This window comes from Chlorobaculum sp. 24CR (assembly GCF_004118635.1).
Taxonomy (GTDB): Bacteria; Bacteroidota; Chlorobiia; order Chlorobiales; family Chlorobiaceae; genus Chlorobaculum.
The window spans coordinates 1-21,696 of the sequence record NZ_SDGU01000040.1 but is presented as its reverse complement, the minus strand read 5'-3'; the positions used below and the strand labels follow the sequence as shown (position 1 = coordinate 21,696).

At 56.7% G+C, this 21,696-nt stretch carries 11 protein-coding genes and 1 pseudogene; 7 read left to right on the top strand and 5 right to left on the bottom strand.

The features are described from left to right. Positions 1–67 precede the first annotated feature (67 nt). Entirely contained in the window at positions 68–2,851 is a 2,784-nt protein-coding gene (locus tag EST62_RS08770; protein ID WP_245153564.1) for a putative LPS assembly protein LptD, read from the top strand. 411 nt (positions 2,852–3,262) lie between these two features. Here EST62_RS08770 and EST62_RS08765 read toward each other — a convergent pair whose 3' ends face one another. Together EST62_RS08765 and EST62_RS08760 are read right to left on the bottom strand one after the other, a co-directional pair. After that, the gene (locus tag EST62_RS08765) at positions 3,263–4,747 is read right to left on the bottom strand and encodes an IS5 family transposase (RefSeq protein WP_129051724.1); all 1,485 of its coding nucleotides are present in this window, start codon (positions 4,745–4,747) and stop codon (positions 3,263–3,265) included. A gap of 135 nt (positions 4,748–4,882) precedes the next feature. Then, positions 4,883–5,752: an alpha/beta fold hydrolase gene (locus EST62_RS08760; RefSeq protein ID WP_129051723.1), complete on the bottom strand. Its 870-nt coding sequence runs from the start codon at positions 5,750–5,752 to the stop codon at positions 4,883–4,885. A 154-nt stretch (positions 5,753–5,906) separates the two neighbouring features. Here EST62_RS08760 and EST62_RS08755 point away from each other — a divergent pair, with 154 nt between their 5' ends. Together EST62_RS08755 and uvrA are read left to right on the top strand one after the other, a co-directional pair. Beyond that, a complete protein-coding gene (locus tag EST62_RS08755; RefSeq protein ID WP_129051722.1) occupies positions 5,907–6,317 on the top strand; it encodes an Rrf2 family transcriptional regulator in 411 nt (136 codons plus the stop codon). Between the two features lie 163 nt (positions 6,318–6,480). Continuing rightward, positions 6,481–9,357, top strand: coding sequence for an excinuclease ABC subunit UvrA (gene uvrA / locus EST62_RS08750; RefSeq protein WP_245153563.1), 2,877 nt, complete (start codon positions 6,481–6,483; stop codon positions 9,355–9,357). A gap of 185 nt (positions 9,358–9,542) precedes the next feature. Here the strand turns inward: uvrA and EST62_RS08745 are convergent, their stop codons facing one another. Together EST62_RS08745 and EST62_RS08740 are read right to left on the bottom strand one after the other, a co-directional pair. Then, complete coding sequence (locus tag EST62_RS08745; protein WP_129051721.1) at positions 9,543–15,983, bottom strand: non-ribosomal peptide synthetase; 6,441 nt, start codon at positions 15,981–15,983, stop codon at positions 9,543–9,545. Positions 15,984–16,393: 410 nt separating this feature from the next. Continuing rightward, positions 16,394–16,702 carry a hypothetical protein gene (locus EST62_RS08740; protein WP_129051720.1) on the bottom strand — a complete coding sequence of 103 codons (309 nt, stop codon included), beginning with the start codon at positions 16,700–16,702 and terminating at the stop codon, positions 16,394–16,396. Positions 16,703–16,906: 204 nt separating this feature from the next. On the opposite strand from EST62_RS08740, the gene groES reads away from it, so the two are divergent. Further along, positions 16,907–17,194, top strand: coding sequence for a co-chaperone GroES (gene groES / locus EST62_RS08735; RefSeq protein WP_129051719.1), 288 nt, complete (start codon positions 16,907–16,909; stop codon positions 17,192–17,194). 45 nt (positions 17,195–17,239) lie between these two features. Next, positions 17,240–18,883, top strand: coding sequence for a chaperonin GroEL (groL, locus tag EST62_RS08730; protein ID WP_129051718.1), 1,644 nt, complete (start codon positions 17,240–17,242; stop codon positions 18,881–18,883). Between the two features lie 110 nt (positions 18,884–18,993). On the opposite strand, the gene EST62_RS08725 is transcribed toward groL, so the two are convergent. Next, the gene (locus tag EST62_RS08725; RefSeq protein WP_129051717.1) at positions 18,994–21,054 is read right to left on the bottom strand and encodes a GAF domain-containing protein; all 2,061 of its coding nucleotides are present in this window, start codon (positions 21,052–21,054) and stop codon (positions 18,994–18,996) included. Positions 21,055–21,172: 118 nt separating this feature from the next. Between EST62_RS08725 and EST62_RS08720 the strand changes: the two genes are divergently transcribed. Together EST62_RS08720 and EST62_RS08715 are read left to right on the top strand one after the other, a co-directional pair. Then, positions 21,173–21,376 (top strand): hypothetical protein, encoded by a 204-nt coding sequence (locus EST62_RS08720; protein ID WP_129051716.1) that lies wholly within the window; start codon positions 21,173–21,175, stop codon positions 21,374–21,376. 68 nt (positions 21,377–21,444) lie between these two features. Further along, a pseudogene (locus tag EST62_RS08715) lies at positions 21,445–21,612 on the top strand (TraY domain-containing protein); the annotation flags it as partial. Positions 21,613–21,696 lie beyond the last annotated feature (84 nt).

The window sequence follows — 21,696 nt, the reverse complement described above, 5'->3', positions numbered from 1 at the left end:
CATATATTCATGTTCTGATTTGCATGACGAACATCATCAGCGCCCGCTAACCCAGCATGATCCGCCCGTGAAATTCACCAAGTCAATCAAACTTCTGACTCTTTTGCTCCTCGTGCAGTCTTTCGAGGGGATTGTGCCGCTGCGAGCGGGCGAAAGTGCGTCGAAACCGCAAAAAGCGCAAGGTGACGCGCCGCCCGACAGCCTGTCGAAAAAGCCTGACGATCTCGACTCTACCGTTGTCTATACGGCGAAGGATTCGCTGATCTACAACATCAACAAGCGTACCGCAGACCTGTTCGGCAAGGCGAAAGTCAATTACAGGGGCAGCCGCATCGAAGGTCCGAGAATCACCATCGAGCAGGCCAAATCCACCGCGCGCGCCATGGCGTCGCGTGACTCCCTTGGCCACCCCGCCGAGCTTCCCGTCTATACCGACAAGGATGGGTCGTTCAGCGCCGAAACGATGACCTACAACTACAAGACCCGGATCGGCACGGCGTCGGATATGTCGTCGAAGAGCGATCGGGATATCTATTCCGGAGGGAGCGATCAGGCTATCTATTCAGGCAAGAATGTCAGGTACATGCCCTCCGGAGAGATTTATATCGAGGATGGCGTTTACACCACCTGCGACCTCGAAGAGCCGCACTACTGGTTTGCGGGCAAACACATGAAAATCATTCCGGATGACCGCCTCATTTCCCGGCCGTTCGTGATGTACATTCATCCGGAAATCTTCCACATGCGCCTGCCGGCGCTGCCGGTGCTCTACCTGCCCTACATGTCGGCGCCGATCTCCAACAAGCGGGCGTCGGGCTTTCTGTTTCCCCGGATTGGCAGTAGTGGCGATCTCGGCACCACCTTGTCGAATCTCGGCTACTTCTGGGCGATCAACGACTATGCCGACCTGCGGCTCGAAGGCGATATTTCGTTCAAGGGAAGCTGGCGGCTTGGCGAGCGGTTCCGTTATCAAAACGGTGATCTCTACAGCGGTTCGATTTCGGGGGAGTATGAAAAGATCATTCTGAACAGCCAGGGCGACCCCGATTATGCCCGCTATAACAACCGCGATTTACGGATCGAGCACCATCAGCAGTTTGATCCCACCGCCAGGCTCGATGCCAATCTTCAGTATCTGGGTGGTGATCGCTATTACAGCAACACCTCAATCGATCCCGAAAACCTCGTTACCGACCAGGCGACTTCATACGCATCGTTTTCAAAGTCGTGGGACGAGAACAACCGGGTGTTGATGGTTGGCTACCAGCGAGTGGACAATCTCTCGACCGACGAGTTGACCCAAACCGCCACGGCATCGCTCTACCAGAACCGCATCTACCTGTTCCGTCCACGCCTTGCTTCTCCGGAGGTGGACTGGCGTTCACGCTTTTTCTTGCAGCCAACCCTGTCGGGCAGCGGTCAGTTCGATGATGCCGACGGAGTCAAAACCGATTTCTACACGGGCAATGCCGGGCTGGAGCTGGGTTATCTGCAAGATTTCTCGCCAGGGTACCGGGCGTTGTTCACGCAGGGCATCAATGTGCAGGCGCTTCGCAAAACCGTCACGGAGCAGAATGATCTGAACGCCACCAGCATTCAGCTTCCCTTCAAGATTCAGACCACGCTGTTCAAGTACCTGAACCTGACTCCGGCGGTGACGTTCTCCCAGTACCGGGTCAACAGCACGGTCAGCAAAGAGTACGTCGGTGGCGAAGAAGTGACGAACACCATCAACGAGCCGGCAACTTACGCCACGACGGTCTTTTCGCTCGATGCACAGACCCGGCTCTACGGCGTGATGAATACCGGCTTTCTCGACAAGCTTACCGGTTTGACCGCTATCCGCCACACCTTCATTCCGACCGTCTCATTTATCTACAATCCCGATTACAGGGGAAGCGGTTACGATATTTACGACTCCTACCTGAACCCGGATACCGGCGAGACGGTGCGGTACAACCGGTTCGGGGAGTCGCTTTACGCTGACGTGCCTGAAAAACGGACATTCGTCGGCATCAGCCTCCAGAACCTGTTTCACGGCAAGTTCCGGAGCAATGAGGTGTCGAACGAGAACGGCGACGGAGATAGCAGCGGCGCGGGAGCCGGAGCTGGCTATAAAACGGTGCAACTGCTCTCGCTGACGGCATCGTCCGGATACAATTTCGCCGCAGACTCGTTTCCCGTCGCGCCGCTGGTGCTGACGGCGTCGAGCAATGCTCTGTCGCCCGCGCTGATGTTCAGCGCCGGAGCGACCTATGACTTCTATACCTACGATCCGGCGACCGGCGACCGGGTGGACAAGCTCGCCATGGACGACGGCAAGGGGCTGCTCCGCTTCGTCAACGGCTTCCTCAACATGAGCGTGAGCATGAGCGGCCATCTGCATACTCCGGTTGCCTCGGATGAAAACCAGGGCAGTGAGGCGTCGCTGGTCAGGAAAAAGGCGCTGCCGGTCGAGCAGGCGATCTACAAGGAGCGGTTCAACACCGATGAACTGACAAAATTCAGTTCGTCGCTGCCCTGGTCGTTGCGCATGTCGATCTACCTGATAAGCGACAAGAGCAATCCGCTCGAAGCCTCCTCCACGGCGCTTCTCAACTCCGCCGCGCAACTCGCGCTGTCAAAGAACTGGCAGGTTGGCCTGAATACCGGCTACGATATGACGAACAATGAGTTCGTCTATCCGGCGCTCATGATCTTCAGGGATCTGCACGATTTCCAGTTCAGCGCCCAGTGGGTGCCGTCGGGCGAGCACAAGGGGTATCTGTTCCAGATCGCCATGAAACCGGCAAACCTCAAATATTTGAAGCTGAAGGCGGGAGGCGGAAATATCGTGCAGCCGCTGGATTAGTCTCCTCTCGAAAAGCGGGAAAGCCGCAAGGCCGTAATCGAAACCCTGGGCTTTCTCGCAGTCTTTATTACTTCGGCGACAATAAATCGCACATGCCTCCGCAGAAAGAAATTGGGCTAAAGCCCTGGGATTTTTTCTGACAGGTTCTCCCCGGCTTGAAAGCCGGGGCAATATGAATGTAAGAGAGCCAAATGTCCGACGGGCTAAAGCCCGCCTGAATGTAACAGCGTCTTATTATTGCTCCGGCCATTAAAGGCGTCAAACAATTGCCCCGGACTTCAGTCCGGGGTTTATGGATAACACAAAATAAATCATGGCTTTAGCCCAACTTCTTCTTTTTGGGATGATTGCGATTTATTGTTGCCGGAGTAATAATCCCCGCTTGCCCTTAATTCGGGTTTGCTGAAGAATTCAAGCCATCGCCCCGCGGCACTCAATCGCCGCTCGGGGAGGTGAGTACGCGAACAAATTTCTGATTACATCAAGCTCCAAAAGGAGCCATTCAAACAGGCGCAAAAAAGGAGCGGCGAGCAGCCGGTCCAAGTTCATCACGAGGAACGTGATCGAGACCACACTCAGACTGCTCTCGGCAAGCCTCGCCATTACCCGGCCCAGCCCGTATCGGCGCTTCGCCTTACCGAACATGCCTTCGACTGCATTCCGGACTCCTTCGTCTTCCCTGATCTGCCGTCGGCGGGCCCGGTTCTTCTCAACATCCTTCGGGGGCCGACCGAGCGGCACGCCGCTCAGCCGGATTCCTCGTGCCTTGCACCACATCCGGTTGGCCAGCGTCCGGTAGATCTTGTCGGCATGGACTGATTCGGGATAGTGCCCGTAGCGCTTGCGATATCGCTCGATATCCCGCACCAAGTCGCAGCCTTCGTTGTAGGCGTTCCAGCTCATCCGTTCCGGCAGGCTGATGCCGTCGACGACGCTAATGGAGAGCTTCATGCCGAACTCCGTCCTGGCTGCGGCCTTGCCCCGTACGATCGGCCTGACATGGGGCTGGCTGATGCTGACGATTCGATCGCTGATGCTCTTCCTGTCACTCTTGTACATTTCCTGTTGCTGCCGATACAGCTCATCGATCACCAGCAGGTCGCGATACCAGCGCGTCGCCAAAACCGTCAGCGGTACAACGGCGCTGAGCGCTTCGATATGCTTCAGGTTTCGACCGATGTACTGCAACTGCTGGCGAATGGCTCGACGAAGCGCTTTTTTCGACAGGTTCCGCTTCATGATTGCCGAGAGAAACGCTTTCCTGGCCTTCTTGCGATACGTCCTCGGCTTGCCCAACTCCTGCGGAGCATTGGCACACAACTGGTCGATGATTTTCTCGGTCTTTTCCCGTGCTTCGTTGAGCAGACCAATATCGGTCGGATAGGCGATGTCTGCCGGAGCACAGGTGGCATCAACGATGAGTTTGCCCTTGTTGCCGGAACCACCGTCTCCGTCGTCATTCTGGTTCCTTTCCTCAGCCTTCCTGCGCTCTTCAGCCAGATGGCGTTGCAGGAGTTCCTCCTGCAACGCGGCCAGATCGGTATGCTTCAGCCGCTTCCGAAAGTGGGTCAGCATCGAGGCATCGAAGGGCGCTGCATGCTGGTACGTTTCAAGACCGATAAAGAACTGGAGATACGGGTTCTCCTTGATCTGTTCGACCGTCTCGATATCCGAAAGGCCGAGCTTCTCCTTGATAATCAAGGATCCCAGCGCCATGCGAACCGTCAGTGCAGGAGCGCCCCGTTTCGACATGAAGTTTTTGGCATACATCGTCTCGGCGACGTGCCAGGGAATTACGTCGGCGAGCTTCACCCACCGGTTTTCCGGATCGAGTTTACCACCAAACGGCAGATGGAAATTTTCGAACGTGAGCTGCTGAAACTTCGGCTGGTACATGAATCGGCGGTATCGAGGTGCAGGGTTTTTGGGGCTTTTTCAGGCTTTTCCTTGCATTCAAGATACGAAAAATACCACTTAATTCATTACCATAAAACAATTTAACCATTATTCAGCAGACCCTAATTCTCAGCTTCACTCCAGTTGGAGGAGAAGCTGCGCGAGCCGTGCGTTGAAGTGCTCGTGCGCGTCGTGGTGGATGCAGTGGCCCGCTTTGGGAATGATGTAGGCGCCCGCCTGCGGAAGCAGCTCCTGAAACTCCGGAATGATCTTGTGCGGCGGCAGGGCGGTGTCTTCCGCGCCCCAGAGCAGCCAGGCGTCGCCCTTGTAGTTGCAGGGCTTGAGGCCGTCGAGCAGAAAGTCTTGCGGCCGTTTCGAGGGCGACAGGTACGAGAACATCGCCCCGCGATCCTGCAACGGGCGCGAGAACTGGTTGATGAGGCCGAGATCGACCTTTTTCTGGTTGAAGTAGGTCGGGGTGAGGCTCTGGCTGACGCCGACCGGATTGGCGAAGGCCGCAAAGAGCATTTCGCCGATCAGCGGCGAGCCGACCAGCCCGAAGAAGACCTTGGCCATGCCATCCATGCTGTCGCCATACAGGCCGGATGGATTGGCCAAGACGAGCGCCCGGACGCTTTCCGGATTGTGATGCGCGTAGATGATGCTGCTGGCCGCGCCCATCGAGTGACCCACCAGAATAACCTTTTCCAGCTTTTTCAGATGCATGAACGCCTTGATCTGCGCCGCGAAGAGCGCCAGGCTGTAGCGCACGTTTGGCTTGCCGGACTGGCCGAAGCCGATCAGATCCATGGCGTAAATCCGGTAGCGGTCGCTGAACGAAGGGATGTTGTCGCTCCAGTGCTCGATCATGCCACCGTAGCCGTGGATGAAGAGCAGCGGCGTATTTCGGGCCTCCTCCGGGCCGTATTCGCGATAGCGTATTTTTGCTTCGATCTCTTCGGAGAGCTGCCAGATGAACCAGCGGTCTTGCGATGGTGTTTTCATGCGTCGGGTAGGAACTGTGCCGGTCAAAGGCGATTGATATGATTGCAATGCTGATAAAATATAATCCGAAGTCCGAAAGAATAAAGGTGGATCGGGGAATTTCCTGAAACAGGTGCGGGTTTATCCTGTTTTCCCATCACTCCTCTTTTCGCTTATGCTGCAAGTATCCAGAAAATTTGAATACGGCCTGCACGCTGTGACCTACCTGGCCATGAAAGGCCCCGAGCGGGTGGTGACGGTCAAGGAGCTGGCCGTCGAAATCGGCTTTTCCCAAGTGTTCCTCGCCAAGGCGATGCAGAGCCTGAACAAGGCGGGCATCACCCGGTCGGTGCAGGGGGTCAAGGGCGGCTATACGCTCGCCAAGGTTCCCGGAGAGATCACCGTTGGCGACATCGGCGTGGCCATCGAGGGCGAGCCGCACCTGATGCGCTGCTCCGGCGATGATTGCCAGTGCGAAATCGAGACGAGCTGCACCCACAAAGGCTACATGTTCAACCTCCAGAAAAGAATCCACGATCTCCTGGCCGAAACGACCGTCGCCATGCTGCTCGACAAATACCGGTAAACTTCCGTGATTGCGCAATTTTTCGGCATCCTGTTCCGCCAAACGGAGATTGTTTCGTTTATTATCTGACAGCCGCATGGATGGCCGGTGAGAGCGTCGGCGCTCCGCCATGCGCCTGATTTCCGGTTATCCGTTTACAGCAAGCAAGTTATCACCGCATTTCATGTCATCCACCGAGACCCCCAACGCGCAACTTCCGGAAACGAACGCAACATCCACTCCTGAAAACGGCGCTGAAAACCGGCTTCCGGACATCGTGCTTGGCGGCGTTTCGACGCACAACCTCAAGCATGTCTCCGTCCGCATTCCTCGGAACAAATTCGTCGTGCTGACCGGCCTGAGCGGCTCCGGCAAGTCGAGCCTGGCGTTCGACACGCTCTACGCCGAGGGGCACCGGCGCTACGTCGAGTCGCTCTCGGCCTACGTGCGGCAGTTCCTCGAACGGATGCCCAAGCCGGAGATCGAGACGGTCGAGGGGATCGCGCCAGCCATTGCCATCGAGCAGAAGGCGATCCCGAAAAATCCGCGCTCGACGGTCGGCACCGTCTCGGAAATCTACGACTATCTGCGGCTGCTCTACGCGCGCATCGGCAAAATCTACTCTCGCGACACCGGCGAGCTGGTGCTGAAACACACGCCGGAAGATGTGAGTTTGCAGGCGCGATTTTTCGACGACGGTACGCGCTTTTACGTCGGCTTTCCCTTTCCGAGCCATCACGATCTGCGCAACAAGGATCGCTCGGTGTCGGACGAGCTGAAAAATCTGTTGCAGAAGGGATTTTTCAGGCTGCTGAAAGATGAGAGCGTCCTCGATATTTCGGACGAGAAGTCTCGCGCCGGAGTCGAAAAGCTCAAGCGCGACGAGCTCGCGAAGCTGCTCGTGCTGGTTGACCGGTTCGTGGCCAAAAAGGATGAGAAGATCTACAGCCGCGTCGCGCAGGCCGCCGAGACCTGCTTCGCCGAGTCGAGCGGCCAGGCGGTCATCCGCGTTGCTGGAGGCAAGGAGTTCCGCTTCAGCGACCGGCTGGAACTCAATGGTCTGCTCTATCAGGAGCCGTCGCCGCAGCTCTTCGCTTTCAACTCGCCCATCGGAGCCTGCACGGCGTGCCAGGGGTTCGGGCGGATCGCGGGCATCGACGAGGATGCGGTGATTCCCGACAAGTCGCTTTCGCTCAAGGAGGGGGCGATTTCGTGCTGGAACTCCGAGAAGTATTCGTGGTACCGCAGGCAGTTGCTGAAAATCGCGCCCGATGTGGGTATTCCGGTCGATGCGCCGTACGAAAAGTTGAGCCGCCTGCATCGCGAAATGGTCTGGAAGGGGATTCCGGAGCGGAGCTTCAAGGGCGTGCGTCCATTTTTCGATGAGATCGAAAAGGACGCGGGTTACAAGGTGCACTACCGCGTCTTCCTGAGTCGCTACCGGGGCTACGCTACCTGCCCGGAGTGCGAGGGGGCGCGGCTCAATCCCGACGCCTTGCAGGTGCGGGTCTCCGGCAGGAATATCGGCGAAGTCGTGCGCATGACCATCGCCGACGCGCAGGCCTTTTTCGCCGCGCTCGAAATTTCGCCCTTCGACCGCTCCGTGGCCGACTCGGTGCTGCGCGAAATCGACAAGCGCATCGGCTACCTGATGGATGTCGGTCTCGACTACCTGACGCTCGATCGGCTGACCCATACGCTGAGTGGCGGCGAGTTCCAGCGCATCAACCTTTCGACCTCGCTCGGCTCGCCGCTGGTGGGGGCGATCTACATTCTCGACGAGCCGAGCATCGGCCTGCACCAGAGCGACTCGGCGCGGCTCGTGGCGCTGCTCAAGCGGCTGCGCGACCTCGGCAACACGGTGGTGGTGGTCGAGCACGACCGTGAAATCATCGAGGCTGCCGACGAGGTGATCGACCTCGGCCCGCGCGCCGGAAGGCTCGGCGGCGAGGTGGTGTTCCACGGCCCGCCCTCGGCAATGGCCGGAGCCGAAGGTTCGCTGACCGCCGACTACCTCGCGGGCCGCAAGCAGATCGCCGTGCCCGCCGAACGGCGCAAGCCGGACTTTTCGCGCTGCATCGAAATCACCGGCGCGATGCAGAACAACCTGCGCAACATCGACGTCAAGTTCCCGCTTGGCGTCATGACCTGCATCACCGGCGTGAGCGGTTCGGGCAAATCGACGCTGGTCAACGACATTCTCAAGCTCGGCATCATCCGCGAAAAAGAGGGTTCGCGGGAGAGGGTGGGTACGCACCGCGCCATTTCGGGCATCGAGCTGATCGAGCATGTCGAGCATGTCGATCAGTCGCCCATCGGCAAATCGAGCCGCAGCAATCCGGCGACCTACCTGAAAATTTTTGACGACATACGCCAGCTCTTCGCTGCGACCCGCGAGAGCAAAGCCCGCAAGTGGAAGCCCGGCTACTTCTCGTTCAACATCCCCGGCGGGCGCTGCGAAACCTGCGCGGGCGAAGGCACGGTGAAGATCGAGATGCAGTTCCTGGCCGACATCGAGGCGGTGTGCGAGGAGTGCGAGGGCAAGCGCTACAAGGCCTCGACGCTGGAGGTGAAGTACAACGGCCTCTCCATCGCCGAGGTGCTCGACCTGACCGTCGAGGAGGCGATCACCTTTTTCGGGCCGGAGAAGTCGATCCGGAAAAAGCTCCAGGTCTTGCAGGATGTCGGTCTGGAGTACATCCGCCTCGGCCAGTCCTCCAGCACCCTCTCCGGCGGCGAGGCGCAGCGGCTCAAGCTCGCGCACTTCATTTCGCGCTCCGACGTGAGCAACACGCTCTTCATCTTCGATGAACCCACCACCGGCCTGCACTTCGACGACATCTCCAAACTCGTGCGCTGCTTCGAGGAGCTCTTGGCGCGCGGTAACACGCTGGTTATCATCGAGCACAACCCCGACATCATCAAGCAAGCCGACTGGATCATCGACCTCGGCCCCGGCGCAGGCGTGCGCGGCGGCGAAGTGGTAGCGGTTGGAACGCCGGAACAGATCGCCGCCTGCGAAGCTTCCCTCACGGGCAGGCATTTGCGGGGGTATGTGTGAAGTCGAACAGCGCGGCGCTTCGCATCGGTCTTTCTTCTTATAGGACTTATAGGTCTTATAGGTCCTATAGGAAAAGAGTCTGAAGAAAGAGGACCCCTTTCAAGCGCCTCACCCTTTCAAATCTCCATCTTCGGAGGATCGTCCTCCAGCGCGCAGCCTTGCGCCCTGATCGCTCATGACACTTTTTAGCGGCACCCTTGAGTTTGGTAAACCATTTTTCTTGCGCGCAACGGAGACCCCGGACGCAAAAAGCCGCTCTCTCCTGTTTCGACGAAGCCCTTCGATGCGTAGAGCCGAATGGCAGCTTTCTGGGTTTCGGACACCCAAAGCTCCATTTTCCGGGAGCCTCGTGAATCCGTCCATTCGGTGGCTTTGTCGAGCAGACGAACGCCGACTCCTTTTCCCCTGAAGTCGCGGTCAACCCACATCCAGCGCAGTTCGGATAGAGCCGGATCGTTCGCGTCGATTCTCGCGGCGGTAAAACCGAGGCATCTCTGGCCGAGAAAGGCCAGAAACATGTTGTCGAGCGGGGAGTCGATGATGAAATCGAACAGTTGCTCCCAATAGTCCAGCGGTTCGTTCTGAACCTGATCGAGGGTGGCCACAAAAGCATCGGGGGACTCTCTGATCGAACGGAGTGAAATATCCCTGAAGAGCAGGCGGTCTCCTGTTTCGGCACTCCGGATGACAATCTCCTCTTTTGCCGTTTCTGGAACCGGCTTCTTCTTTTTCAGGCTTTTTTCAATGGACTGCATCAGCTTCATTGCCAGTGTTCCGACATGAGGCTCCGCAAGCATGCCGAAGTGATCGCCCGGACAATCGATAATTTCGACGCCTCCTGTCGCAATCGCTCCCCATCCAAATTGAGGGCCGGAAAAAACGTTGTCATCGTAGAACCGTTCCTTACTTTTGAACAGGGTGACGCTGCTGTCGCACGGGCTTGGCTGATAGCGGCGCAGGGCATCCTCGTTCTGATTGTTGGCCGTGAACTCCTTGAGATGAACCGGAAGGGCGCCGCCTGCCCGAAGGGTGTAAAAGCGTAACTGGAGTCGAGAATAGAGCAGGTTACACTCATCGACGAAATCAAACCATTTGTATTTCAGCACCTCCCCGAATTTGCCAAAGAGATAGGCGATTCCCTCCGCTCTGAATTTTTCACGATGACTGCCGATTTTCTCTTTTCCTGACGGCGCGCGAAACGCTCCGGGCAGATTGGTGTCGATGAGTGCTGTCAGAGCGACAGTTTCTCCGGCTTGGGTCAGCTCCCTGGTCATCTCGAAAGCGATGATGCCTCCAAAAGAGATGCCGGCCAGCAGATAGGGGCCTTTCGGCTGAATCTTTCTGACCTCGCGGACATAGTGCTTTGCCAGCTTCTCGGCGCTGAATCCTTCGGATGGATACGCTTCGAGCAGATGAATGGAGAGTCCGTAAACCGGCAATTCCGGGGAGAGGCGCCTGACGATGGGTCGGCAGAACTTCAGGCCGGTACCGAGAATATGAATGAAAAACAGTGGCGGAAGCGATCTCCCGGAATCGACGGCGTGTATGCAGACGGCGGGAGACAATTCGGTGATCGACTCCTCGTTGCTGAATGTTCGGGCAAGTTTTTTTATCGTCAGGCTCTGAAAAAGTCCGGAAAGAGTCACCTTCCGGTTCATTTTTTTCTGAATCTGCGAGCACAATCTCACCGCCAAAAGGGAGTGGCCGCCGAGGTCGAAAAAATTGTCGTCGATTCCCACCGGACGCACGCCGAGCACCTCCTGCCAGATTTCGACGAGCGCCCTCTCTTGGTCGTTTTCCGGCGCGGCGCAGGGCCTGCTTCTTTCTGGCGCGGTATCGGGTGGGGGGAGTGCGTTTCTGTCGATCTTGCCGTTGGGCAGCAGCGGAATTTTTTCGATCGGAACAAAGTAAGAGGGCACCATGTACTCAGGCATTTTTTGCGCCAGATAGTGGCGTAACTCCGAAGCGGCCGGAGCGTTGTTTTCCGACACGAAGTAGGCGGCCAGAACGGTTTTTTCCTGATTGTTTTTCAGATCGATGACGGCTGATTGCCTGATCTGTTCATGCTGGTTGAGCCGCGATTCGATCTCGCCAGGTTCGATTCTGAAACCCCTGATTTTTACCTGCTTGTCTTTTCTGCCAAGAAACTGGAGGTTGCCGTCCGGAAGAGAGCGGACGATGTCTCCCGTCCGGTACAGCCGCCCGTGCGGCATCTGTTCGTGAAAAGGGTTGACAATGAAGCGCTCGGAGGTCAATTCGGGAAGATTGATATAGCCCTTTGCCACTCCGGCGCCTCCGATGAGCAGTTCGCCGGGCATTCCGTAAGGAACCCGCCGCAGATGTTCATCGACAACAAAGAGCTGTGTGCCGGCGACAGGTTTTCCGATGGGGAGTCCCCGGTTTTCATCATAGGAACAGGCGATCTTTTCAGGATCGCAGCAGACCGAAACAACCGTGCACTCGGTTGGCCCGTAAGAATTTATTACCCTGACCTTGCCTTGGCACGCCTGACGCCATTTTCGGAAATCCTGAGCCGACGCCTGTTCTCCGCCAATGATGACGGTTTCGAGACAATCCGGTATCCTCGCAGCGTTTACCGAAACTCCGTGAACGAGCTCTTTCCAGAACGCGGTCGGAAGATCGATGACCGAAATAGTTTGCTCTTCGATGTATGCAAGGAAATCGGGCACCGTGATTGCGGTGTCGAATGTCCGGATGAGCAGCGTTGCTCCGGCGGCGAGGGTCATGAATATCTCTTCGACCGATCCGTCGAAACTCACTGAAAAAAACTGAAGCACCGTGTCTCTGCCGGTAACGCCGTAAGTCTCTGCCGCCGAAACGGCAAGATTGGTCACGCCACGGTGGGGCACGATGATCCCTTTCGGCTCTCCAGACGTACCGGAGGTGTACATGATGTAGGCTGTATCTTCGGGGCCTGACCGCGAAACCGGATTGTCGCTGCCGGATGAAGGCGCCGCCGAGGTATCGGGCATTCTGTCGAGGAAGAGCAGATCGAGGTTTTCGTCGAACGCCAAGGCATGGGCCGAGAGTTCGTCGGTAATCGCGAGCCTGATTCCGGAGTCGCGCGCCATATACTGAATGCGCTCTTCGGGGTAGTGACTGTCGAGAGGCACATAGCATCCTCCAGCTTTCAGAATACCGAGTATTCCGACAACCATGCGGAGGTTTCGTTGCAGGCACAGGCCAACGGGAGTGTTGGCTCCGACTCCTCGCTGCATGAGCAGACGGGCTAGTTGGTTGGCCTGTTCATTGAGCTCCCGGAAGCTCAGGGATGCGTTGTCGCTGCGAACAGCGATCTGCGTCGGCGTCAGTTCGGCCCGGCGCTCAAAAAGGTGATGGCAGCAACAGACATCCGGCGCTTTTTCATTACCGGCATAGAGATCGGTTTCCGGTATGGAGGGCAGAGGCCAGGACGAAACCGGAGCGCTGTTTTCATGGATGGCATGACTTGCAATCCAGAGATAATCCCTGACGACTCTTTCGATGGTATCGGCATGAAACAGACCGGTATTGTATTCGATCCAGCAGACGATGGCTCCGTTTCTGAGCTCGGCATTGAGCAACAGATCGATTTTGGCCGTTTCGTTTCCAATCTCTTCGTAGGTGAACGCAATGTCACCCGCATGGAAATTCGCTTCGGGCGTGTTCTGCAAAATGAACAGATTCTGAAGAACCGGATGATGGTCTCTTCCATGCTGCCTGACAATGTTTTCAACCACAAGTTCAAACGGCGCGTCCTGATGGTCGAATGCCTCAAGGGAGGCTTTCCTGACCTGCATGAGCAGTTCCGGAAAAGCGGGATCGCCGGTGAAGTCGGTTCTGATCGCCAGAGTGTTGGCTATCAGGCCAACGATCGATTCGGTGTCCGGATGGTTGCGGTTAGCAATGGTCGTTCCGGTGACGATATCGCTCGCGCCAGTATATCTGCGGATCAGCATCTGAAAAGCCGTCATCAGATACATGAACAGCGTGCAACGGTTCTGCTTGCAATAGTCGCTGATTGAGGCTGTTCTTTCCGAAGGAATCGTAAACCAGCTCCTCGCGCCCGAAAATGCGCTGGTCGATGGTTTCGAGTAATCGTATGGAATATTCTGTATGAAAGAGGCTCCCTTCAACCGATCGATCCAGTACTGAATCTGCTCTCTGAGCAGGCCGTTTTGTAGCCGTTCGCGCTGCCACAGGGAAAAATCGCCATACGATATTTTTTTGTCAGGCAGAACGGGAGTTGTTCCTCCGGCAAAGGCTTCGCAGGCAACGGCCAGCTCCCTGAAAAAGAGCGATGCGCCCCAGCCATCGATGATCAGGTGATGAAAGGTCAGAAACAACTGAAACTCGTTTTCGCCCACGATGACCAGATGAAGCTTCAGCAGAGGTCCGGTTTCAAGCGTGAACTGGTGTCGCCCCTCTTTTATCCGGATTTTTTCAAGCTCGGCGGACTGTTTGTCCGGGGGATAATCCGAAAGATTTTCGACCGTCATTTTAACGGCCATGGATGGCAGCACTTTTTGGACAAGCTCCTCGTCCACGATTTCAAAGACGGTGCGCAGCGAGTCGTGCCGGGTGATCAGAAAATCAAATGCTTTTGCAAGATGCCCTGCGTGCAAGGGGCCGGCAAAACGGACGACGACCGGAATGTTGAACAGCGTTCCCTCCTCCTGATACTGGAGCATGAGCCAGATGCCCTTCTGGATCAATGAGGCGGGAAAAATCGAGCGCCCGGCTTCAGATGGTGTGATGGCGTCGGTGAGGTCGAGCGTTTTTTCCTTCCGGGCGATCTCTTTGGCAATCTGCTTTACCGTCGGATTTTCAAAAACGAAGGCGAGGGGTATATCGACATTCCAGCGATTTCGTATCTGCGAACAGAGACTGGTCGCCATGAGCGAATGGCCGCCGAACGAGAAGAAGTTGTCATCGACCCCAACGGCGGTCATGCCGAGAATTTTGGCAAATACAGCGGAAAGCTCCTGCTCCAGAGAGCTTCCGGGAGCGGCCAATATTGCCGTTTCCTCCTGCACATAGTCGGATCTCGCCGGAGGAGGCAATGCCTTTCTGTCCGTTTTGCCATTGGGCGTCATCGGAATTTCTGAGACGAACACAAAAGCGCCGGGAATCATATATGCCGGCAGCGCACCTTCCGCGAACGCATGAAGCGCCTTCGGCTTGAGCTTGCCGGACGGCTCGGCGACGCAATACGCGACCAGTTTTTTTGAGCCGGGTTCGTCTTCGCGAAGTATGACCACGGCATCGCGGACGCCATCATGACGTTTCAGGACAGCTTCGATTTCGCCAGGCTCGATCCTGTACCCCATGAACTTGAACTGGGCGTCTTTTCTGCCCGCAAAGACAAGCTCGCCGTCCGGAAGCGCAAAAGCCAGATCGCCGGTACGATACATGCGGCACCCCTCATTCCGGTGAGCCGGGTCGGGGACAAAAAGCGCTTCATTGAGTTCCGGGCGGTTCAGGTACCCGCTTGAAACGCCGACGCCGCCGATATGTATTTCGCCGGTTTGGCCATTGGCAACCGGATTGCCGTTTTCGTCGAGAAGCGAGATATGCATGTTCTGAACCGCTTTTCCGATAGGTGCGGTTTCGTCGAGAAGCGTGTCGGGGTCGGGGGTAAAGAGCGTTGCGCAGATCGTGGTTTCGGTCGGGCCGTAACCGTTGATGATGGTCAGTTCGGGAAGAGAGCGCTGCAATCGCAGCAAAACTTTTGAAGGGATGGGTTCGACTCCCGTCAGCAAACGGCGCAGGCGGCTTTCGCCGGGGCGCTGCCGTGCCCATTCCGCCAGGTCCGCGACCATCATGGGCGGCAGATAGGTACTGGTGACATGGTTGAGATGCAGCCACTCCATGAGTGCGGAGCTGTCGATGCGAACGGGGTCGGGAACAATCAGAAGCGTCGCGCCGGCAAGGAGCGGGGAGAAGATTTCATAAACGGAGACATCGAAATTCAGCGTCGTCCACCAACTGCACCGGTCGTCTGAACCGAGCATCCGGCGTTGCTGAAAATCGTCGAGCAGATTGACGACGCCTTTGTGATGACAGCAAACTCCTTTCGGGTTGCCCGTCGTTCCCGAAGTGTAGATGACGTAAGCGCTCTCCCCGGAAGCCGTTTTTACCGGAGCCGGAGGCCCCGTGGCGGATGAATCGACCATATCATCATCGATGAGCAGCAACAGCGATGAGGGGCAGAACGACAAGGTTTCGCTGAAATGCTGTTGCGTCAGAATCTGCGACAGGGCGGAATCATCGATGATGTAGCCGAGCCGTTCCGAAGGGTAGGCGGGGTCGAGTGGCGCCCAGGCGCATCCTGCCTTCAGGATGCCGAGCAATCCGGCAACAGTTCGGCAAGAGCGGGTAGCGCACAAGCCGATGCGCGATCCGGGAGCGATGCCCTTCCGTATCAGGGCGTCGGCAATATGATCGGCCCGTTCGTTCAGCTCGCTGTAAGTCAGCGCCCCATCAGCGTCGATTACTGCAGGATGGTCGGGATAGAGAACCGCCTGTTTCTGGAAAAGCTCATGCAGGCACAGGAAAAGATCGTAATAACGCAGAGGGGTTTCTATGCCGTAACGGTTTTCAATGTTTGTTGTTTGCTGTTTCATGGCGCTCGGAGTCAACTGTTCTTTCGTTACCCGACAAAACTGGCCAGAGTGCACGAAACGAGGTCGATGATGCAGCTCTATCGATGAATTGAGCGAAAGAGTTCTGTGTTTGCTGCGAAAGTCACCGTTTTATAAACCATTTTCTGTCATTTTTTTTCACATGCCTGAAACTTAATATTCAGCGATCACATCCAAAAATTATTACTCAGGTTCTTGACTCTCTTGACCTCGCCCCTGGCGCGGTGGGCGTACGCGGCGGCGAAGCTTCCCTCACGGGCAGGCACTTCCGGGGGTATGTGTAAAGTCGAACAGCTCGGCGCTTCGCATCGGTCTTTTCTCTTATAGGACCTATAGGTCTTATAAGTCCTATAGGTCCTATAAGAAAAGAGTCTGAAGAAAGAGGAACTCTTTCAAATCTCCATCTTCGGAGGATCGTCCTCCAGTGCGCCGCCGTGAAGGCGGATGTGGGGGTAGTGCGATTCGGTGCGCTCGGTCCAGGCGTCGTCGCCTTTTTCAACGGCGGACTCGTTCTGTTGCACAGACACGCGGTTCATGGCGAGGGCCACGATTTCGCGCAGAATCTCGTGGTTAGCCCTGTCGGCCTCCGTCGAGATGCCGTCTCTGATTTTCGAGGCCAGGCTCTCCAGTTTTTCCAGGGCAACCTTGCCGACAGTCTCGAGTACCTCGGGGCCTCTATTGTTACGATCCGTTGAACTCATAATCGAAGCTCTGGTTTCAGGGGCTCTTGCAGTGCTTTACAATAAAAAAATATTTGATGTCCGGAAATCTTTTTTTATAATTAAGCCGCTGTTAGCACTCTCACCTGTTGAGTGCTAATGCCAGATGAACCCTGTGTTCTGGCAGTTTCTGACTTCAGGAGACACAATCGATCCATTTAACCAACCCAAACGAGAAAGAAGACAATGAACTTGAAACCATTAGCTGATCGAGTTATTGTTAAGCCCGCGCAGGCTGAGGAAAAAACCAAGGGAGGCCTCTACATTCCCGACACCGGCAAGGAGAAGCCGCAGTATGGCGAGGTTGTCGCCGTCGGCGAAGGCAAGGTTGCCGACAGCGGCCAGCTTGTCCAGATGCAGGTGAAGGCTGGCGACAAAGTGCTGTACGGCAAATACTCCGGCACCGAAGTGCAGGTCGAGGGTGAGGACTACCTCATCATGCGTGAGTCCGATATTTTCGCGATTCTTGGCTGATCAATTCACAATCTTTTTTAATTCCTTAAGGAGGAACGCTTTACAATGACTGCTAAAGATATTCTCTTTGATTCCGACGCTCGCGCCAAACTCAAGGTCGGCGTCGATAAACTCGCCAACGCCGTGAAAGTCACGCTTGGCCCAGCCGGTCGCAACGTCCTCATCGACAAAAAATTCGGCGCTCCGACCTCCACCAAAGACGGCGTTACCGTCGCCAAAGAGATCGAGCTCGAAGACGCTGTCGAGAACATGGGCGCCCAGATGGTTCGCGAAGTGGCTTCCAAGACCAGCGATGTTGCTGGTGACGGCACCACCACCGCTACCGTGCTCGCGCAGGCCATCTACCGCGAAGGCCTGAAAAACGTCGCAGCCGGCGCTCGCCCGATCGACCTGAAGCGTGGCATCGACCGCGCCGTTAAAGAGGTTGTCGCCGAGCTTCGCGCCATCAGCCGCACCATCTCCAGCAAAAAAGAGATCGCCCAGGTCGGCACCATCTCCGCCAACAACGATCCTGAAATCGGCGAGCTGATTGCCGATGCGATGGATAAAGTCGGCAAAGATGGCGTCATCACCGTCGAAGAGGCCAAGGGCATGGAGACCGAGCTGAAGGTCGTCGAAGGTATGCAGTTCGACCGCGGCTACCTCTCTCCCTACTTCGTGACCAACCCGGAGACCATGGAAGCCGAACTCGAAGAGGCGCTCATCCTGATCTACGACAAGAAGATCAGCAACATGAAAGAGCTGCTTCCGATCCTCGAAAAAGCCGCCCAGTCGGGCCGTCCGCTGCTCATCATCGCCGAGGACATCGAAGGCGAAGCGCTGGCTACCCTCGTGGTCAACAAACTGCGCGGTACGCTGAAAGTCGCCGCCGTCAAGGCTCCCGGTTTCGGTGATCGCCGCAAGGCCATGCTCGAAGACATCTCCATCCTCACCGGTGGCACCGTCATCTCGGAAGAGAAGGGCTACAAGCTCGAAAACGCCACGATGGCCTACCTCGGCCAGGCCGCCCGCGTCAACATCGACAAGGACAACACCACCATCGTTGAAGGCAAAGGCAAGCAGGAAGAGATCAAAGCCCGCATCGCCGAGATCAAGAGTCAGATCGACAAATCGACCTCCGAGTATGATACCGAGAAGCTCCAGGAGCGCCTCGCCAAGCTCTCCGGCGGCGTGGCCGTGCTCAACATCGGCGCATCGACCGAAGTCGAAATGAAAGAGAAGAAAGCCCGCGTCGAGGATGCGCTGCACGCAACCCGCGCAGCCGTTCAGGAAGGCATCGTGGTCGGTGGCGGCGTTGCCCTGATCCGCGCCATCAAGGGTCTCGCCAATGCCCTGGCCGACAACGAAGACCAGAAGACCGGTATCGACATCATCCGCCGCGCGCTCGAAGAGCCGCTCCGCCAGATCGTTGCCAACACCGGCACGACCGATGGCGCTGTCGTCCTCGAAAAAGTCCGCAGCGGTGAAGGCGATTTTGGCTTCAACGCACGCACCGAGCAGTACGAGAACCTGGTGGAAGCCGGCGTGGTCGATCCGACCAAAGTGACCCGCAGCGCGCTTGAGAACGCAGCATCGGTCGCCAGCATTCTCCTCACCACCGAGGCAGCCATCACCGACATCAAGGAAGACAAGGCCGACATGCCTGCAATGCCTCCTGGCGGCATGGGCGGCATGGGCGGAATGTACTGATCGCCCGATTGTCCATGACAACACAAAAGGCCTGCGCAAGCGGGCCTTTTGTGTTGTGTCTCTATCAATCGAAATCGTTGTTTTTATCTGACCTGTCAGACCGATCCGGCTCAGGCGAGGATGGTGCTTATCATGCTGGTTAACTCGTTGATTCTGAATGGCTTGCGGATGAAGTGCGTGCCGTTTCCATGAGCGCAGTCAAGATCGGTCATATCTATGTTGTACCCGGACATGAAGAGTGTTTTCAGGTCAGGGCAAATGGCGAGCAGCTTTGCTGAAAGCTCTTTTCCATCCATCTCCGGCATAACCACATCGGTCAGCAGCAGATCGACGCTTCTGCCCGGCTCCGTTCCGATTCTGATCGCCTCCTCCGGCGTTATTGCCGGGAGTACCACGTAACCGTTTTTTTCAAGCAGGGATTTGATGACCTGAACGATGGCCTGATTGTCATCGACCAGCAAGATCGTTTTTCGCCTGTCATGGTTGTCCGTAGCGTCCGGGAGCTTCGCGCCGGACTCGCTCGCATCAGCCTTGAACAGGGGCAGATAGAGCGTGAAACAGGCACCCTTGCCCGGAACGCTCTGGCAGTCGAGGAATCCCTTGTTCTGCTTGACGATGCCGTAAACGGTCGAAAGTCCCATGCCGGTACCTTTGCCAACCTCCTTGGTGGTGAAAAAGGGTTCAAAGATGTGCGGCAGTACGTTCTCGTCTATGCCGTATCCTGTATCGGTCACTGAAATTGCGGCAAAATCGCCCGGCGTCTGGCAGGGGTGGCCCGCGAAACAGTCGGAAGGTTCCACGCTGACCACCGAGGTTTCGACCGTCACCGAGCCGTGGCCGTTCATGGCGTCGCGCGAGTTGGCGCAGAGGTTCGTCATGATCTGGTCGAGCTGGGAGGGGTCGAGGAACAGGCGCGCATCGGGAGCGCCGGGTCGCCACCTGAGCTGCACCTCTTCGCCCGCCAGCTCTTGCAGCATCGGCATCTCCGTGTCGAGCGCCGCATCGAGAAGCAGCACTTCGGGTTGGATGGTCTGCTTGCGCGCGAAGGCCAGTAACTGGTGAATCAGGTTGGCTGCGCGCATCGTCGAGTCACGGATGTTCAGCAGGTTTTCGGCATACGGGCTGCTGCCGCCCATGTTGTCGATGACGATTTCGGCATGGCCCAGAATCGCCGTGAGCACATTGTTGATGTCGTGCGCGATGCCGCCGGCAAGCCGTCCGATCAGCTCCATTTTCTGGGTGTGCTGCATTGCCTCCTGCATCTTCTGCTCCGACTCCTCGGCATACTTTTTGGCGATGATGTCCCAGGCCAGGCCGGTCAGCATGCTCACCAGGCGGATGTCTTCTGCGTCGTAACCGACCGGCTTGTTGCCGATTTCGAGGGTCGCCATCACCTTGCCGTTGCGGATGATCGGCACAATCAGCTCTCGCAGGGCCTTGTGGTGAGGCGAGAATTTGCAGTTGCAGTGTCTGAGCGTGGCGTGATCGTTGTGGATTACGGCCTGTTTTTCGCTGATTACGTCTGTCGATACGCCAAAGTCGATCACCGAGGGATGCTCGGCATGGCCGCAGTTATCGGTTTTGGCGTTGCTGGAGCAGGCGTGCCGGAAGATTGTCTGGTCGTTCGAGACGAAATTGAAAAAGCCGAGTGTACTGCCGGTCAAATGTTCGGCCTCGTCGAGCGTGAAGGTGAGCAGCTCCTCGGTCGAAGCGCTCTCCACCATTTCAAGCAGCCGGAGCCGGAACGCCGTCAGCGCCTCGAAGTACTGTCGCTCGCTGTTGTCCTGCACGATGCAAAGGAGCGCGGTTATGCCATGCAGCCGCGTCACGCCATGGCACACCTCCACAAAACGGAGCGAGCCATCGGCCCGGCGGTGCATGGAGACGAAACGCCCATGCTCCCTGGTTGCGAGCTCTTTCAGCCACGCCTCATCCCGCGTCCACGACGGCGCGTCGATGTCGCGCATGTTCATCGACAGGAACCGCTCGACCGGCCAGCCGTAAAACTCCGCCGCCGCCGGGTTAGCATCGACAATGCCGCCCGATTCAGTATCGACAAGCAGCATCACCGCCGCATGGTTTCGGAACACCATCAAGAACGAGGTCTCGCCGTCCGCTCCAGGCGATGGCGCGCGCTGTTTATCGATAGTGTCGATCTGCTCGTCAGTCATGGCAAGCGGCGTGTTTTTCCAACGGGGTTGATAAAGCTGTGAAATGGTGTAAACATGCAATGATACTTGATTTTTTTGACAACCTATAGCGAGGTGTTCGATTTTTTACTTTTGCGAGATGCGGGCGAAGTCGAAGGGGGGGGGCACACTCGAAAACACCGCATTGAGCGCCAGCATTCTTTTCATCGCCGGAGGCCGCCTGTTCGACGGCATGAGTCCCAAAGCCCCCTTCATCATTGTCGGCGCGGTAAACCTGCTCGTGATGCTCGGCGGCATGTGGCTGCGCGCGCGCGTGAGGGAGGGGGTGAGAGGCTTCCGGTGATTGATTTTGACGATCTCGTGTTTTTGTATAACATGTACTGCCATTGTACAATATGTATCGCGAGGGATATGGAAAAAGAAAAGGCAGGCCAGATGATCGGAATCCGCATTCCGAAAAGCGTGGGACAACGGCTTGATATTCTGGCTAAAAGAACTGGCCGAAGCAAGACCTGCTACATTCGTGAGGCCATCATTGAGCATCTCGACGATCTCGAAGACATGTCCCTAGTGTCACGTCACAGTTATATTGATGGATAAAGATGCTTGAGTTTTATTCTTGAATCCGTCGTGGTAAAGCGCCAGTTAATCGTCGCCTCTTTG